Source organism: Sulfitobacter sp. M368, from assembly GCF_025141875.1.
GTDB classification, from domain to species: Bacteria; Pseudomonadota; Alphaproteobacteria; order Rhodobacterales; family Rhodobacteraceae; genus Sulfitobacter; species Sulfitobacter mediterraneus_A.
Genome location: NZ_CP081113.1, coordinates 833371 through 849422, shown reverse-complemented (window position 1 = coordinate 849422; position 16052 = coordinate 833371). Strand labels below are relative to the sequence as shown.

Below are 16052 nucleotides of genomic sequence, written 5' to 3'. Positions count from 1 at the left end.
TGTCGTCATAGTACGCACCACCGAGGTAAGACACCATGCCCTATGATCTGATCACGATCCCCTGCCTGTCCGACAATTACGCCTATCTGTTGCGCGATCATGACAGCGGCGAAGTTGCGGTGATCGACGTGCCGGAAGCGGGCCCGATCCTGAAAGAGCTGGAAGGCCGCGGCTGGTCCGCAACGCAGGTCTGGCTAACCCATCACCATTGGGATCATATTGACGGCCTGCCCGATCTGCTGGCGGTTCATCCGGCCAAGGTGGTTGGCGCCAAGGCCGATACGCACCGCTTGCCCAAACTCGATCTGGCTGTGTCCGAAGGTGATACGGTATCGCTGGGGGCATTGCAGGCAGAGGTGCTGGATGTGTCTGGCCATACCATCGGTCATATCGCCCTATATGTCCCCAAGGCCGGTGTTGCCTTTACCGCCGACAGTCTTATGGCGCTAGGCTGCGGCCGCTTGTTTGAAGGCACGCCAGACCAGATGTGGGCCAGCATGCAAAAGCTGATGGCCCTGCCCGCCGAGACGGTTATCTGCTCGGGCCATGAATATACCGCCTCAAACGCGAAATTTGCGCTCACGGTTGATCCCGACAACGCAGCCCTTATATCTAGGTCAAACGATATTCAGGCGGCCCGAGAAAAGGGGTTGCCGACTGTTCCCTCGAAACTTTCAACTGAGCTTGAAACCAATCCCTTTTTGCGCCCCGCCGATCCTGGCATCCGCGCAACCCTGGGGATGCAAGATGCCACGGATGCCGCTGTTTTTACGGAAATTCGCAAGCGCAAAGACAGTTTTTAAACCCGGCTTAAATGGCCAAAACGCACCGATCACGGCAAAAGTGAGCGTCTTTTTCAAGAAAACGCTTGAAGACCGGCCACGATCAACCAAACTCTAATACTATGAGGCCATGGTCGGACCGGGGTCTGTTATCCCACAGAACTCCGCCGGCCCCGATCGAAAAGGAGCACGCCCGTGCCTTCATTCTCGACTACACTTGAGCAGGCAATCCACGCAGCCCTTGCGCTGGCCAATGCCCGCCGCCATGAATTTGCCACGCTGGAACATCTGCTGCTGGCACTGATTGATGAACCCGATGCCGCGCAGGTGATGAAAGCCTGTTCCGTCGACACAGACGAATTGCGCGACACCCTGAACGAATTTGTCGACGAGGATCTCAGCAACCTCGTCACCGATGTGGACGGCTCCGAAGCGGTACCCACCGCCGCGTTCCAGCGGGTGATCCAACGCGCCGCGATCCATGTGCAATCCTCGGGCCGGACCGAAGTGACCGGCGCCAATGTGCTGGTCGCGATCTTTGCCGAACGCGAAAGCAATGCCGCCTATTTCCTGCAGGAACAGGAAATGACCCGCTATGATGCGGTCAACTACATCGCCCACGGTGTTGCAAAAGACCCCGCCTATGGCGAGGCCCGCCCCCTGTCCGGTGCCCCCGAGCACGAGGAAGAGCCGCAGGGCGTCACCGAGGGTGAGAAAAAAGAATCGGCACTGGCCAAATATTGCGTGGATCTGAATGCCAAATCCCGTGACGGTGACGTGGATCCGCTGATTGGCCGCTCTGACGAGGTCGAACGCTGCATTCAAGTGTTGTGCCGCCGCCGCAAGAACAACCCACTGCTGGTGGGTGATCCCGGTGTTGGTAAAACCGCCATTGCCGAGGGGCTGGCCCGCAAGATCGTCGCTGGCGAAACCCCGGAAGTTCTGGAAAACACCACCATCTATTCGCTCGACATGGGCGCATTGCTGGCTGGCACCCGTTACCGCGGTGATTTTGAGGAACGGCTCAAGGCGGTTGTGACCGAGTTGGAAGAACATAAGGACGCTGTTCTGTTCATCGACGAGATTCACACCGTGATTGGCGCTGGCGCAACCTCTGGCGGGGCGATGGATGCCTCAAACTTGCTGAAACCTGCGTTGCAGGGTGGCAAGCTGCGCACCATGGGCTCCACCACCTACAAGGAGTTCCGCCAGCACTTTGAAAAGGACCGCGCCCTGTCGCGCCGGTTCCAGAAAATTGATGTGAATGAGCCTTCCGTCGAAGATGCGGTGAAGATCCTGCGCGGTCTGAAACCGTATTTCGAGGATCACCATTCGGTCAAATATACCTCGGATGCGATCAAAACCTCTGTCGAACTGGCGCACCGTTATATCAATGACCGCAAGCTGCCGGACAGCGCGATTGACGTGATCGACGAGGCCGGCGCGGCGCAACATCTGGTTGTCGCCTCCAAACGCCGCAAGACCATCGGCACCAAAGAGGTAGAGGCCGTCGTCGCCAAGATCGCCCGCATCCCGCCCAAGAATGTCTCCAAGGATGATGTGATTGTGCTCAAAGACCTCGAAACCTCGCTCAAGCGGGTGGTCTTTGGTCAGGATACCGCGATTGAGGCGCTTTCCTCCGCCATCAAATTGGCGCGCGCGGGCCTGCGGGAGCCGGAAAAACCCATCGGCAACTACCTGTTCGCCGGTCCGACAGGCGTCGGGAAGACCGAGGTTGCCAAGCAATTGGCCGATACCCTTGGTGTGGAATTGCTGCGCTTTGACATGTCCGAATACATGGAAAAACACGCCGTTTCGCGCCTGATTGGTGCGCCTCCCGGTTATGTCGGCTTTGACCAAGGCGGGCTGTTGACCGATGGCGTTGACCAGCATCCGCATTGTGTTCTGCTGCTCGACGAGATGGAAAAAGCCCACCCTGATGTCTACAACATCCTGTTGCAGGTGATGGATAATGGCCGCCTGACGGATCACAACGGTCGCACCGTTGATTTCCGCAATGTGGTGCTGATCATGACCTCCAACGCCGGTGCTGCGGAACAGGCGAAAGAGGCCGTCGGCTTTGGCCGGGATCGCCGCACAGGTGAGGACACCGCTGCGATCGAGCGGACCTTCACACCGGAATTCCGCAACCGTCTGGATGCCGTGATCAGCTTTGGCGCCTTGCCGAAGGAAGTGATCCTGCGCGTGGTCGAGAAATTTGTGCTGCAACTCGAAGCGCAATTGATGGACCGCAACGTGACCATCGAGCTCAGCAAGAAAGCCGCCGAATGGCTGGCCGATAAAGGTTATGATGACAAAATGGGCGCCCGTCCCTTGGGCCGCGTGATCCAGGAACACATCAAAAAACCTTTGGCGGAAGAGCTGCTGTTTGGGTCGCTCGCCAAGGGCGGTGTTGTGAAGGTCGGCGTCAAAAAAGGTGAGCTGGACCTGACCATTCTCGGCCTTGAAAAGCCGCGGATCTCTGGCGACAAACCACCGCTGCTGACTGCGGAATGATTTTGCGGGGCCTGTTGGCCCTGCTAACCCCCTTCGCCGGTCCTGCACTGGCGGAGGGGTTTCTTTTGGAACTGCCGATTGACTGCGATCTCGGACAGACCTGCTATATTCAGCAATATGTAGATCATGATCCAAGCGAAACGGCGCAGGATTACCGCTGTTCCGGGCTCAGTTATGATGGCCACAAAGGCACCGACTTTGCCCTGCCCCACCTCGCCATGATGAAACGGGGCGTGCCTGTCTTGGCAGCGGCGCCCGGTGTGGTGATCGGGCTGCGCGATGGCATGGCAGATCAGGTCTATTCGCAGGCCAACGCCAAAGAGATCAAAGGCCGCGAATGCGGGAATGGCGTGGTTCTGCGCCATGCGGATGGTTGGGAAACCCAATATTGCCACCTCAAACGCGGATCTCTCGCCATTGCAAAGGGGGATTGGGTCGCCGTTGGCACCCCTCTTGGAGAGGTTGGAATGTCCGGTAGGGCGGCCTTTCCACATCTGCATTTATCGGTGCGCAAGGATGGCAATCAGATTGATCCATTTGTGCCAAACGGGGAAACTTCCTGCGCCATTGCGCCATCCCAAACCCTCTGGCGGGATCCGCCACCCTATCGCGCGGGCGGGTTGCTCTTGTCTGGGTTTACCGATCAGGTGCCCGATTATTCTCAGGTCAAGGCGGGCACGGCCAGCAGCGAATTATCCAGAAAATCGGAAAATATCGTAGCGTTCTCCTTTGGATTTGGCTTTCGAAAAGGCGATATTCTGGACATCTCCATCACTGGCCCAAATGGCTTCCGTCTGTCCAAGCGCCACAGCTTCGACAAAGCAAAAGCCCAAGCCTTCCGCGCCATTGGGCAGAAACGCCGCCACACCCCTTGGCCATCAGGCGATTATGCAGGACGTGCCGCCCTCATCCGGGATGGTGCCGTGATCGACAGCCAGACCTGGACCACCACCATTCAGGACTGATCCGTTACTTTTCGGTGAACTTCAGTTCAATCCTGCGATTCTGCGCCCGTGCCTCTTCGCTGTCGCCAGCCGCAACCGGCTGATACTGACCAAACCCGTTGGCGGCCAACCGGTCCGGCGCGATACCCAAAGCCGAGATCATGTATTTCACCACCGACAAGGCCCGCGCCTGGCTCAACTCCCAATTGTCTGCAAATTCACCTAGCCCCGACAGCGGGACGTTATCGGTGTGCCCGTCCACGCGGATCACCCAGTCAATTTCGGGCGGGATGTCATCCGCAACCGATTGCAGAATTCGCGCCACTTTGGCGATCTCGGCCTGCCCGTCATCAGACAAAACCGCGCCGCCGGGTGGGAACAAAACCTCGGAAGAAAACACAAACCGGTCCCCTTCGATTCGCACACCATCCTGATTGCCAAGCACGTCGCGCAGACGCCCAAAGAACTCTGAACGGTACTGTTCCAGATCCTTGGCTTTTGCTTCAAGTCGCGCCCGTTCCGCGGCCTCAAGGGCTGCGCGGCGGCTTTCTTCGGCGGCCACACGGGCCAGCGCGGTGTTCAAATCTGAGCCGAGCGATTCCAATTGCAGGGTCTTTGCCGCATCCCGTAGTTCAGCGTCATCCAGCAAGGCACGCAGATCGCCAAGTTGCGTACGCAAGGCCGCGACCTGTTGGTTCAAAAGTTCGGTTTGGCGCTGCGCCTCACTGCTGATCTGTTTTTCTTCGGCCAAGGCCGCCTGCGCGGCGCTGACCAATGCCGCCTGTTTCTGCGCATCGGTGCTGTTGTCCTCGGCCAATGCCTGCGCCGCAATCTTCGCCGCCAGTGCCTCTGCCAATTGCGCGCGGAGCGTTGCGCGGTCGGTTTCCAAAACCGTCTGATTGTCCTGCAAGGCCTGCTCCAACACTGCGATATCGACCCGCGCCTGCGCCAACTCCTCACGCAGCGCGTCACGGTCTGCGCTCAAACGGGCGCGACTGGTTTCAAGGTCTCGTTCCAGTTGCGCAATCTGCCCCTGTGCCGCCGCCAGATCCGCCCGCAGCGCATCGCCTTGCGCCGTCAACGTCAGCTCCGTGTCAGCCCCGGCCGCCCGGGCCCGGTCCAGTTCGGCCCGCAAAACGGTCAATTCTCCCTGAAGCCGCCCAACCTCGGCCTGCGCATCCTCACCAACCTTTGCCGCAGTTTCCGCAGCTTGGAGGCTGATCAGAGCTTTGATCAACTGGTCATCCAGTTCAGACTGCGACGCCCGCGCTGCCGCCAGCAACGTCAGGGTTTCTTCAGCTTCCTTTCGCTTGGCCTCCAGCGCCAGCGTCATTGCCGTCAGCTCGGCATCCGCATCCTGCAACTTTGCCCTCAGCGCCTCTGCGGCTGCAGCTTCGGCCAGTTTTGCCGCCTCTTCCTCTGACAGAGCCTTGGTGGTTTCTGCGATTTGCCCCTGCAGCGCTGTCACTTGCTCTTGCGCCTCGGCGTTGCGCGCCTGCAAATCAGCAACCAATGCATCAAGTGCCTCACGCCGGGCAGCAGCCAATCGCGCAGCTTCTTCTTGAGCATCGATTTCACTTCGGCTGGCCGCCAATGCCAGATTGAGGGCCTCTTGTTCATCAAGCAAGCTCTGCTGCCGGTCCAGCAACTCGGACTGGCGTGTCTCCAATGCGCCGATCTGCGTCAATGCCCCGTCGCGCTCCGCCAAAAGCGCGGCAACCTGCGCCTCAAAACCTGTGATCTGGCTTTGCGCAGCCCGCAGATTTTCTGCCTGCTGATCCCGCTCGGACGTCAAGGCCGCGATCAACGCCGATTGCTCGGTCAGCTCGCCCTGCGCGTCACGCAATGACGCATTAAGCGCACCAAGGCGGGCCTCGAGCTGCGCATTGGACCGTTCCTCAAGCCCCAAAGCCTGCGCCAAGGCAGCCACTTCGCCAGACAGCGCGTCCAGCTCGGTTTCTTGTCCTGTGATCCGTTCGGTCAGAACGAATTGCACGATCATGAAAATTGTCAAAACAAACATCAGGACCAGCAAAAGGCCAGTCATTGCATCCACAAATCCCGGCCAGATCGACCCCTGAAAACGCGCACCTGTCCTGCGGGACAATGCCATGGCTAGCGCGTCCCGCCGCCGGGTTGGTCATTGGGGCGTTGCCTGCGCGGTTCAGTGTTGCGACGCGGCGAAGACAGGGCCTTGGCCAGCAGTGACATATCGTGGCGCAACTCGGCCATGGTTTCTTGCCGGCCTGCGGAGATCTCTTCCAGAATACGCAGCATCTGTACGTCGATGGACCGCAACCGCATCCGGCTTTCGGCATCGATCCCCTCGCCTGATCCTTGCGCCTCAAGCGTGGCGATCAGGCGTTCTTGTCCTGCGGCCACTCGTTCGAGGGCAGCGCTGGCTGGATCGGTCCCTTCGATCCGGGTGGTCATCCGATCAACGGCATCGGCCAGTTTACCCATCTTTTCATCAACCTGGGCACGGCTGGCGTCAGAGCGGGCAAACAATTGCTGCAACTGCTCCATCTGTTCGGCCATGTGATCGACAACACCGGCCATAACGTGTTGTTCGCCCCCGGCTTCTTCGCCAGAGGAGAAACCGACGCGTGTGATGGAACTCAGCCAATCTTCCAGCTCTTGATAGAATCGGTTCTGGCCATGCCCTGCGAACAGCTCCAACAGGCCAACAACCAGCGATCCGGCCAATCCCAAAAGGGACGATCCAAAGGCCACGCCCATACCGCCAAGCTGCGCCTCAAGCCCGGTCATCAACCGCGTGAAAACATCGACGCCGCCGTCACCCTCGGCTGGGGCGAGGCTGCGAATGGTATCAACAACAGCCGGAACTGTGGTCGCGAGGCCATAGAAAGTACCCAGAAGACCCAGAAAAATCAGCATGTTGACGATATAGCGCGTAATTTCACGCGCCTCGTCTATTCGGGTGGCAACTGAGTCAAGAATGGATCTGGTTGATGTTGCACTGACCTGCATCCGTGCCCCCCGCGTCCGCAAGAGCGAGGCCAGAGGAGCCAAAAGCTGCGGCGCGACGGTGTCGGGGTCGGGGGAGTCAGACGCGAAATTCTCAATCCAGCGGACCGATCCCATCAGTTGCACCACCTGATAAAAACAGGCCAGCACGCCGATCAAAAAGACAAAGATGATCACGCCGTTGAGATAAGGATTGGCGGCAAAAATCGGATATACCGAAGGCAGCGCCAGCGTGGCACCAGCACCCGTCAAGATCAACACAACCAGCATCAGAGCAATCTGACGCAAGGGTTGGGAAAACTGCGGTCGTTGTTCGCGTTCTGGCTGCGACATGCGGCCCTGCTCCTGACCCTTTTGCCTGCTTTAGTTGCAGTTTACACCGAAAATTGCGCCGGATGCCAAGGAATTATGTTGCCAGTGTTTTGACCCGCGCATTGAGCCATTCGAGCGCCGGATCATGCAGGCCAACCTCGGCCAGATGATCGGCGGTATTGTAGAGATATTCGGTGTTTGGCCCGCGCCCTCCCACCGCTTTGGCGATGATTTGCGCTTGTTCTTCGAGCGGCAGACCACCGCAATATTGCACATGCGCCTCGTCGATCACATAGACCAACGCCTCAATATCGCGATTGTCATTGAGATGTACGGTCAGCGTTTTTTCCACGTAAGCTGAGGAAATCAATTCACGTTCCCGCAAATAGGCCAGTGTCTCGGCCTCCTGCCCCGGCACAACCCGCAGCGCAATCCCTTCGCATGCGGTGTCTGGATGTTCATCAAGCGCAAGAACCAAGCCGGGGTTTTCCTCGGTGCCGCGATGATGGATGGAGCGCATGCAGAATGACCGCGCATAGCCCGGCAAGGTGCCGATCACACTTTCGGCGACATCAAAACCGGGGTTCCAAAGCAGACTGCCATATCCGAATACCCACATTGCCATCGCGCTGGTCCTTTCTATTTGCCTTGGGTAAACCGCATATAGCGGTAGAGTTAAAGGGGTTTCAGCATGCGTATATTGATCCGATTGCTGATCCTTTTGGCAGTGGTTTGGAGCGGTTGGTGGTGGATGGCCGCCTCCGTAATTGATCGCGGTTTAGATGGCTGGATGGCGGCCCGCCGTGCAGAAGGATGGCAAGCGGAAGCGGCGCCCATCACTACCACCGGTTTTCCTTTTGAGCTTCAGACCCAAATCATGGATCTATCTCTCGCGGATCCAGAAACGGGACTGGCGCTTCGGTTGGACGGCACCACGGTTTCCGCGCCCGCCTATTGGCCGGGGTATGTCACCCTGTCTGTGCCAAGCACCCCGATTGAACTGCACATCGCTGACAGCAAACATCTGTTCCGGCTGCAAGATGGCATCGCGCGGCTGCATTTGCATCCGGGAGTATCATTGGAGTTGGACAGCATGCAGACCCACGGCGGTGCATGGCAATGGAACACCCGACTGGGTAACGTTCTGGCCGGTGACAGCTGGGCCATGCAAATCACGCAAGATGATGTTATCGATGAGGAATATCATTTTGACTTGCAAATCGACAATCTCCGTCCAGGCGACCCCCTGCGGGTTCAATTGGCAGTGCCCGCTGATTGGCCGCTGTCTTTCGAAAACTTCGCCGCAAACCTGACAGTGACCTTTGACCGCCCATGGGACCGCCGCGCAGTCGAGGACATCCGGCCCCAACCGCGCCGCATCATCTTGCGAGACGCCAATGCAACCTGGGGGCCGGTCCGCTTGGTTGCGGATGGCGATCTGACCGTGGACAGCATGGGCACCCCCGATGGCACCGCAAACCTCTTGGTCGAAAATTGGGGAGAGCTTTTGGATCTGGCCGTGGCAGCTGGCGTCCTGCCCGCAAGCATACGCCCGCAATCCCAAACAATGCTGGGCGCCTTGGCCAATCTGGGCGGTGATCCGACCCGCCTTGATCTAGGTCTGCGGTTCGCGGGTGGCGAGATGTTTCTGGGCTCAATTCGTCTGGGCCCGGCCCCGCGCATTGTGCTGCGCTGATCAGCGGCAGTAATTGCCGCCGCGATAGATCGCTGTGTCGAAATGGAAATGATCGCGATGATAACGATCCGCTTGCGGGCCAAGAACGGTCTTGAATGGGCCGCACGCGCCGCGGTGCATTTTGCGCAATGCCTTTTTGGTTCCACGGTTGTTCCAGCCGTGCAAAACGGTGATCTCCGACCCGTTGCGCAACCGGAAGGCGGAAATATCAATCGCCCGGCCTTTGCCATGCTCCGATATCTTTGCGCCTTTCTTATTGTTGCGGGTTCGGCAAGCGTAATGCGCCGCCACCTTGAGGCCGGTCAAACCGCCGCCCGTGCGGGACAACGCAGGCTTGGCCGTGCGATCCAGCCATTTTTTCAACGCGTCAGCCGTCCGGCAATCCATCACGGATGTCTGGCTCAGGCTCACACCGGAAACCGACCTTACGCGCACAGCCCGCTCAACACCGCAACCTTTCAGCCGCGCTTTGACCCGGCCGATCTCTTCACCTTGGATGGCCAGATCTCCGCACACAGCGCCCTTCCTCAGAATTCGTTTTTTCTGGCGGGCGTTTTTCTCCACCCGCGCGGGGCGAAACAATGGCCGCAGCGACAAAGATAACCCATTGTCCAGCATCAATTTTTCATGACTTGCAACCGGCGCAGCCACACCAGCCCCAGCCATAGCCGCCGGATAAACATTTCCGCCGCGTTGCACCGGCCTCTTGGAATTTTCCGGTCCTTCGGCCCAACAGGCCTGTCCGATCATCACCAAAGCCAGCACAAGCAAACGCATTATTTTCCCCTAGCACCGCGCCCGAAGTCCGGCGCATCCGTATCCTGCCCCGCCTCAATGATCCCGCGCCGGATGGCACGGGTGCGGGTGAAATAGTCAAACAGGTGATCACCATCACCCTGACGGATCGCCCGTTGCAGCGCAAAAAGCTCTTCGGTAAAGCGCCCGAGGATTTCGAGGGTTGCATCTTTGTTGGTCAAAAACACATCCCGCCACATCGTCGGGTCGCTCGCTGCGATCCTTGTAAAATCCCTAAACCCAGCTGCTGAATATTTTATTACTTCGCTGTCAGTCACACGTCTCAGGTCATCGGCGACCCCTACCATCGTATAAGCAATAAGGTGCGGCGCATGAGAGGTGACCGCCAAAACCAAATCATGGTGTTCGGCATCCATTTCATCAACGTTGGAGCCAAGCCCCTCCCAAAACCGGCGCAAATCTGCCGTGGCTTGGGGGTTGGTGCCTTCTACCGGCACCAAAAGGCACCATCGGTTGTCGAAAAGTTCCGCAAACCCTGACCGAGGGCCGGAATGTTCGGTGCCAGCCAATGGGTGTGCGGGAATGAAATGCACGTTGTCAGGCAACTCAGGGCCAACCTGGGCGATCACGTCCGCTTTGACGGACCCCACATCCGTGACCGTGGCACCGGGTTTCAGCATTGGCGCAATCTCTGCGGCAACCGCGCCCATCACCCCGACCGGCACACAAAGCACAACCAGATCCGCGTCTTTCACAACCTCGGACAGGCTGCCGCACACGGTGTCACACAGGCCAATCTCGCGGGCAACATCACGGGTCTCGGCGGACCGGGCGTAGCCTGAAACGGACCCTGCAACACCGCCACGTTTCATCGCCCAAAACATCGAAGAGGCGATAAGCCCAAGCCCGATCAAGGCAACCTTTTCATATACTTGCGCACTCACCCTGCAGTTCTCCAGTTGGTCAAAGCCGTGATAACACGATCTGTTTGTTGGGCATCGCCGACGGTGATCCGCAGACCTTCGGGAAAGCCATATCCAGGCACGCGGCGGATCAGAATGCCGGCGGCCTTCAGGGCCTGATCAGCTGCATCCGCCTCCGCTGCGTCCCGGCAACGGACCAGAACAAAATTGGCCGAACTGTCATCGCAGGCCAGTCCCAATTGCCGCACGGCGCCCGTCAGTCGCGCCCGTTGTTCTGCGTTCAAATCTACGCAGGTGCGCAGCCAATCACGGTCTTTTGCAGCCGCCTCAGCCGCAGCCAGTTGAACGCCAGACAGGTTGAAGGGCTGGCGAACGCGGCGCATCACATCGATCATCTCTTGTGGACCGTAGCCCCAACCGATGCGCAAACCGCCCAGTCCGTAGACCTTGGAAAAAGTGCGTGTCATCAAAACGTTGGAACGCGATTGAGCCAAAGCAGCCCCGCCATCAAAGCCTTCGGCGTATTCAGTATAGGCCCCGTCGATTACCAGGATCACATCCGCAGGCAAGGCATCCGCCAGCCGCTCCAGCTCTCCTTCGGGCAAGACAGTGCCGGTAGGGTTGCCGGGGTTGGTGATCAGAACCAGACGGGTCTTATCCGTGACGGCTGCTAATACCGTATCCACATCCACAACGCGGTTCTTCTCAGGCACGCAGACAGGTGTAGCGCCTGCCATGTGAGTCAGGATCGGATACATGGAGAACCCGTGTTCGGTAAAAATGATCTCATCACCCACACCTGCGTAGGCTTGAATGACAATCTGCAACACCTCGTCCGAACCCACACCGCAAAGGATCCGCTCCGGATCAAGCGACCAAAGATCCGCAATCGCGGCGCGCAGTTCGGCATGATCCGTGGAGGGATAGCGATGCAGTTGCGAGGCGGCCTCTGACACGGCCTTCATCGCGGAAGGCGGCGGGCCAAGCGGGTTCTCATTGGAGCTGAGTTTGAGCACATCACTGTGGCCGGGCAATTGGCTTGCCCCACCTTGGTAAAGTGCGATCTCCATGATGCCGGGTTGCGGTGTGATCTTGGTCATCTGCTGTCTTCCTTCCCCCATCGCGAGGGTTGTAGCGGCCATGGGAAGCTGCGGCCAGCCAAAACGAGAAAGGCCGCGGCGGTTTCCCGTCGCGGCCCTGAATTGGCTTGGAATGAAAGGCGAAGATTAGTTCTTCGCGTAGAATTCCACGACGAGGTTTGGTTCCATCATGACCGGATACGGCACATCGCCCAGCGCAGGCGTGCGCACGAATGTCGCGGTCATCTTCGAATGGTCGGCCTCGATATAGTCAGGCACGTCACGCTCAGCCAGCTGGGTGGCTTCGAGCAGTGCAACCATCTGCTTGGAACGGTCACGCACTTCGATAACGTCACCTTCTTTTACACGGTAGGAAGGAATGTTCACTTTCTTGCCGTTCACACGGACATGGCCGTGGTTCACGAACTGGCGTGCAGCAAATACGGTCGCAACGAATTTGGCGCGGTACACAACCGCGTCCAGGCGGCGCTCCAGCAGACCGATGAGGTTTTCACCTGTGTCGCCTTTTACACGCTCAGCTTCACCGTAGATGCGGCGGAATTGCTTTTCGGTCAGGTCGCCATAGTAGCCCTTGAGCTTCTGCTTGGCGCGCAGCTGGATACCGAAGTCGGAAAGTTTGCCTTTGCGGCGCTGACCGTGCTGGCCGGGGCCATATTCGCGGCGGTTCACGGGGGATTTCGGACGGCCCCAGATGTTTTCGCCCATGCGGCGGTCAAGTTTGTGCTTGGCAGCGGTGCGTTTGGTCACGGCTGTTCTCCTTTAAATGTTAAAGGGCGTTGTCCTTTGGTCCAAGACCCGACAGGCATCCCCTCGCGGGGGCCACCAACACCAATGAAGCCGCGCTTATACGGGGGATCGGGGCAGAGTCAACACGGGAATGGGGTTGGCTGAGGAAAGGAAGAGGTTTTCAGGTTAGCCGCTTCTATTTGGTCAAACCTGGAAGGCTGCCAGGACGACAATAAATTGACAGATCAAGGTCAGCTATGAGGCCTTACGTGCCCTTCAAGATAGCGTGCAAAATGCCAAATCTTCGATTTGGCAGCGCCCGAACCGCCCCCACGGGGCGGGCGCTTTGCTTTCCGCCCCTCGTTTCGGGCGCGGCGGCTCTTGTTGCTCGGCAAGTTCCACATAGCCGCCAACCGCCCCTACTGCGCCATCGCAGCACATTCATCATGCCGGTGGCAGCTCACGATGTGATCATTCACCAGACCGCAAGCCTCCATCCAGGCGTAGACAATCGTCGGGCCACAAAATTTGAATCCGGCTTTCTTGAGATCTTTTGACACCTGCACCGAAAGCGGGGTCTGTGGCGGCACATCGGCCTGCGTGGCAAAACGGGTCTGCAGGGGGGTGCCGTCCACGTAACGCCACATGAAGGTATCGAAGCCGCCCTTCTCCTCCAATTCGATCCACGCGCGGGCATTGTTGATCGTGGCCTCGATCTTGCCGCGGTGGCGGATGATGCCGGGATCGGCCAGCAGGCGGGTCACCTCCGCCTCGCCCCAACCGGCAATCACATGCGGATCAAACCCCTCAAAGGCAGCGCGAAAATTTTCGCGTTTTTTCAGGATCGTGATCCAGCTCAGCCCTGCCTGAAACCCGTCCAGAATGAGCTTTTCCCAAAGCGCGCGACTGTCATACTCCGGCACGCCCCATTCCGTGTCGTGGTAATCAACGTAAATCTCTTCCAGTCCGGCCCAGCCACAGCGTTCCATCAATCCTGCCTTTCCCTCGATTTTTCGAAAATTTGCCTGTTAAGGCCGCGTTATCATTTGCCCTGCACTGTCGGCACGGGTCAGAGGAAAGTACATCATCGTGGGCAGCCGGCACAAACGTCGTTTCAGCGATATCACACCGGGGGTGGAAAGCCCGCTGAATTTTGCCCTTGCCCAACGGGACAGAAACACTGTTGCCATAGTTCGTGATGCGCTGCTGCACAAACAGACGCTGCTGGCCTACCAGCCGATTATGCGGGCCAGCAACCACAGCAAGGTTGCCTTTTATGAAGGGTTGATGCGGATCATCGATGAAACCGGGCGGGTGATCCCGGCACGCGAATTCATGCCTGCGGTCGAGGATACGGAGTTGGGCCGCGAGATTGATGTGCAGGCCCTGCGCATGGGGCTGAGTGCCTTGCGCCAAAATCCGGGGCTGCGGCTGTCGATCAATATGTCGGCACGGTCGATCGGCTATAAATCATGGAATCAGGTATTGCGCCGGGCCTTGCGGCAAGACGAAACGCTGGGCGAGCGGCTGATCCTTGAGATCACGGAAAGTTCGGCCATGCTGGTGCCGGAACTTGTCGCGGATTTCATGGATGAGCTGCAACCGCATGGTGTTTGTTTTGCCATGGACGACTTTGGCGCAGGCTTTACCGCGATCCGCTACTTCAAGGATTTCTACTTTGATATCCTGAAACTGGACGGTCAATTCATCCAGGGAATCTCTCAAAACCCGGACAACCGCGCCATCACCGCGGCGCTGATTTCCATAGCGCGACATTTTGACATGCTGACCATCGCCGAATTTGTCGAAAACGCAGAAGATGCCGCTACGTTAACGGAAATGGGCGTAGACTGTTTACAAGGCTACCTTTTTAGCGCTCCCATAACCCGGCCCAAATGGCTCAAAACCGGGAAAGGGCCAACCGCCCCCATATGATCGGTTCAGTTGCCGCGATGCAGCAAATAGGGTAAGAGACCCCCAGAAGGTTTGGGGAGCGCCCTGTCACTTTTCGGCAGGCGTTATTGTATCCTCGGCCAATGGTAGAGGAATTAACTATATGACCAACGTCGTCATCGCATCCGCGGCACGCACCCCGGTGGGCAGCTTCGGTGGCTCTTTCGCCACGACGCCCGCACATGATCTGGGCGCTGCCGTTCTCAAGGAAATCGTAGCCCGTGCCGGTGTGGATGCCTCCGAGGTTTCCGAAACTATTCTGGGCCAGGTGCTGACCGCCGCCCAAGGCCAGAACCCTGCCCGTCAGGCGCATATCAATGCTGGCCTGCCACAAGAAGCCGCCGCCTGGAGCATCAACCAGGTTTGCGGGTCCGGCCTGCGTGCCGTGGCATTGGCCGCACAGCACATCCAGCTCGGCGATGCCTCCATCGTAGCGGCAGGCGGTCAGGAAAACATGACCCTCTCTCCCCATGCGCAAAATCTGCGTGCGGGCCAGAAAATGGGCGATCTGCAATTCATCGACACCATGATCCGCGACGGTCTTTGGGATGCGTTCAACGGCTATCACATGGGTCAAACCGCCGAAAACGTTGCCGAAAAATGGCAGATCAGCCGCGAACAGCAGGACGAATTCGCCGTCGCTTCGCAAAACAAGGCCGAAGCCGCCCAGAAAGCCGGCAAATTCGCCGATGAAATCACGGCTTTCACCGTCAAGACCCGCAAGGGCGACATCGTTGTGGACAGTGATGAATACATCCGTCACGGCGCTACCATGGAAGCCATGCAGAAACTGCGCCCTGCGTTCACCCGCGACGGTTCGGTCACTGCGGCCAACGCATCAGGCCTCAACGACGGCGCCGCTGGCGCCCTGTTGATGAGCGCGGATGACGCAGAAAAGCGCGGCATTGAGCCATTGGCCCGCATTGCATCCTACGCCACTGCCGGTCTGGACCCATCCATCATGGGTGTTGGCCCAATCTACGCCTCCCGCAAGGCGCTGGAAAAGGCGGGCTGGAAGGCCGAGGATCTGGATCTGGTTGAAGCCAACGAAGCCTTTGCCGCACAGGCCTGCGCCGTGAACAAGGATATGGGCTGGGATCCATCCATCGTCAATGTGAACGGCGGCGCGATTGCCATCGGTCACCCCATTGGCGCATCTGGCGCACGTATTCTCAACACACTGCTGTTCGAAATGAAGCGGCGCGGCGCCAAGAAAGGTCTTGCGACACTTTGCATCGGCGGCGGTATGGGTGTTGCTATGTGCCTTGAACGCCCCTAAACAGACCTGGGTGCGCAAGAATATTGCGCACCCACGCTCGAATTAGAAATAACGTTACTCAAGGGAAAGGATCACT

General features: G+C 58.4%; 14 protein-coding genes. 6 read left to right on the top strand and 8 right to left on the bottom strand.

Translation table 11 applies throughout. The annotated features are described in order from the left end of the window. Positions 1-35 precede the first annotated feature (35 nt). The 3 genes from gloB (at position 36) to K3754_RS04345 (ending at position 4264) form a co-directional block, all read left to right on the top strand. The gene (gloB, locus tag K3754_RS04355) at positions 36-803 is read left to right on the top strand and encodes a hydroxyacylglutathione hydrolase (protein ID WP_203208883.1); all 768 of its coding nucleotides are present in this window, start codon (positions 36-38) and stop codon (positions 801-803) included. 174 nt (positions 804-977) lie between these two features. Further along, complete coding sequence (clpA, locus tag K3754_RS04350; protein ID WP_025047909.1) at positions 978-3299, top strand: ATP-dependent Clp protease ATP-binding subunit ClpA; 2322 nt, start codon at positions 978-980, stop codon at positions 3297-3299. Beyond that, a complete protein-coding gene (locus K3754_RS04345) occupies positions 3296-4264 on the top strand; it encodes a M23 family metallopeptidase (protein WP_259941346.1) in 969 nt (322 codons plus the stop codon). Before clpA ends, K3754_RS04345 begins: the two co-directional genes overlap by 4 nt. Before the next feature lie 4 nt (positions 4265-4268). Here the strand turns inward: K3754_RS04345 and K3754_RS04340 are convergent, their stop codons facing one another. The 3 genes from K3754_RS04340 to K3754_RS04330 form a co-directional block, all read right to left on the bottom strand. Further along, on the bottom strand, positions 4269-6356 hold the full coding sequence (locus K3754_RS04340; RefSeq protein ID WP_259941344.1) for a peptidoglycan -binding protein: 2088 nt from the start codon (positions 6354-6356) through the stop codon (positions 4269-4271). A 2-nt stretch (positions 6357-6358) separates the two neighbouring features. After that, positions 6359-7564: a biopolymer transporter ExbB gene (locus tag K3754_RS04335; protein ID WP_259941342.1), complete on the bottom strand. Its 1206-nt coding sequence runs from the start codon at positions 7562-7564 to the stop codon at positions 6359-6361. A 73-nt stretch (positions 7565-7637) separates the two neighbouring features. Continuing rightward, positions 7638-8168, bottom strand: a complete 531-nt coding sequence (locus tag K3754_RS04330) for a gamma-glutamylcyclotransferase (RefSeq protein WP_203208887.1) — start codon at positions 8166-8168, stop codon at positions 7638-7640. A gap of 66 nt (positions 8169-8234) precedes the next feature. On the opposite strand from K3754_RS04330, the gene K3754_RS04325 reads away from it, so the two are divergent. Further along, on the top strand, positions 8235-9239 hold the full coding sequence (locus tag K3754_RS04325) for a DUF2125 domain-containing protein (protein ID WP_259941340.1): 1005 nt from the start codon (positions 8235-8237) through the stop codon (positions 9237-9239). On the opposite strand, the gene K3754_RS04320 is transcribed toward K3754_RS04325, so the two are convergent. From K3754_RS04320 to K3754_RS04300, 5 genes are all read right to left on the bottom strand, one after another. Beyond that, positions 9240-10016: an extensin family protein gene (locus K3754_RS04320; protein ID WP_259941338.1), complete on the bottom strand. Its 777-nt coding sequence runs from the start codon at positions 10014-10016 to the stop codon at positions 9240-9242. Next, entirely contained in the window at positions 10016-10939 is a 924-nt protein-coding gene (locus K3754_RS04315; protein WP_259941335.1) for a prephenate/arogenate dehydrogenase family protein, read from the bottom strand. The genes K3754_RS04320 and K3754_RS04315 overlap by 1 nt, the downstream gene beginning before the upstream one ends. Continuing rightward, positions 10936-12018: a histidinol-phosphate transaminase gene (gene hisC / locus K3754_RS04310; protein WP_259941333.1), complete on the bottom strand. Its 1083-nt coding sequence runs from the start codon at positions 12016-12018 to the stop codon at positions 10936-10938. Before hisC ends, K3754_RS04315 begins: the two co-directional genes overlap by 4 nt. A gap of 126 nt (positions 12019-12144) precedes the next feature. Next, the gene (rpsD, locus tag K3754_RS04305) at positions 12145-12765 is read right to left on the bottom strand and encodes a 30S ribosomal protein S4 (RefSeq protein WP_203208892.1); all 621 of its coding nucleotides are present in this window, start codon (positions 12763-12765) and stop codon (positions 12145-12147) included. A 398-nt stretch (positions 12766-13163) separates the two neighbouring features. Further along, positions 13164-13733, bottom strand: a complete 570-nt coding sequence (locus K3754_RS04300) for a DNA-3-methyladenine glycosylase I (RefSeq protein WP_259941329.1) — start codon at positions 13731-13733, stop codon at positions 13164-13166. A gap of 100 nt (positions 13734-13833) precedes the next feature. On the opposite strand from K3754_RS04300, the gene K3754_RS04295 reads away from it, so the two are divergent. Together K3754_RS04295 and K3754_RS04290 are read left to right on the top strand one after the other, a co-directional pair. After that, the gene (locus K3754_RS04295; RefSeq protein ID WP_259941327.1) at positions 13834-14679 is read left to right on the top strand and encodes an EAL domain-containing protein; all 846 of its coding nucleotides are present in this window, start codon (positions 13834-13836) and stop codon (positions 14677-14679) included. A gap of 121 nt (positions 14680-14800) precedes the next feature. Further along, positions 14801-15976: an acetyl-CoA C-acetyltransferase gene (locus tag K3754_RS04290; protein WP_203208895.1), complete on the top strand. Its 1176-nt coding sequence runs from the start codon at positions 14801-14803 to the stop codon at positions 15974-15976. Positions 15977-16052: the final 76 nt, after the last annotated feature.

What these genes read in the sequence shown, in the direction of transcription:
- gloB (WP_203208883.1), top strand. Translation starts at nt 36, where the DNA reads ATGCCCTATGATCTGATCACGATCCCCTGCCTGTCCGACAATTACGCC.
- K3754_RS04345 (WP_259941346.1), top strand. Translation starts at nt 3,296, where the DNA reads ATGATTTTGCGGGGCCTGTTGGCCCTGCTAACCCCCTTCGCCGGTCCT.
- K3754_RS04340 (WP_259941344.1), bottom strand. Translation starts at nt 6,356, where the DNA reads ATGGCATTGTCCCGCAGGACAGGTGCGCGTTTTCAGGGGTCGATCTGG.
- K3754_RS04335 (WP_259941342.1), bottom strand. Translation starts at nt 7,564, where the DNA reads ATGTCGCAGCCAGAACGCGAACAACGACCGCAGTTTTCCCAACCCTTG.
- K3754_RS04330 (WP_203208887.1), bottom strand. Translation starts at nt 8,168, where the DNA reads ATGGCAATGTGGGTATTCGGATATGGCAGTCTGCTTTGGAACCCCGGT.
- K3754_RS04325 (WP_259941340.1), top strand. Translation starts at nt 8,235, where the DNA reads ATGCGTATATTGATCCGATTGCTGATCCTTTTGGCAGTGGTTTGGAGC.
- K3754_RS04320 (WP_259941338.1), bottom strand. Translation starts at nt 10,016, where the DNA reads ATGCGTTTGCTTGTGCTGGCTTTGGTGATGATCGGACAGGCCTGTTGG.
- hisC (WP_259941333.1), bottom strand. Translation starts at nt 12,018, where the DNA reads ATGACCAAGATCACACCGCAACCCGGCATCATGGAGATCGCACTTTAC.
- K3754_RS04300 (WP_259941329.1), bottom strand. Translation starts at nt 13,733, where the DNA reads ATGGAACGCTGTGGCTGGGCCGGACTGGAAGAGATTTACGTTGATTAC.
- K3754_RS04290 (WP_203208895.1), top strand. Translation starts at nt 14,801, where the DNA reads ATGACCAACGTCGTCATCGCATCCGCGGCACGCACCCCGGTGGGCAGC.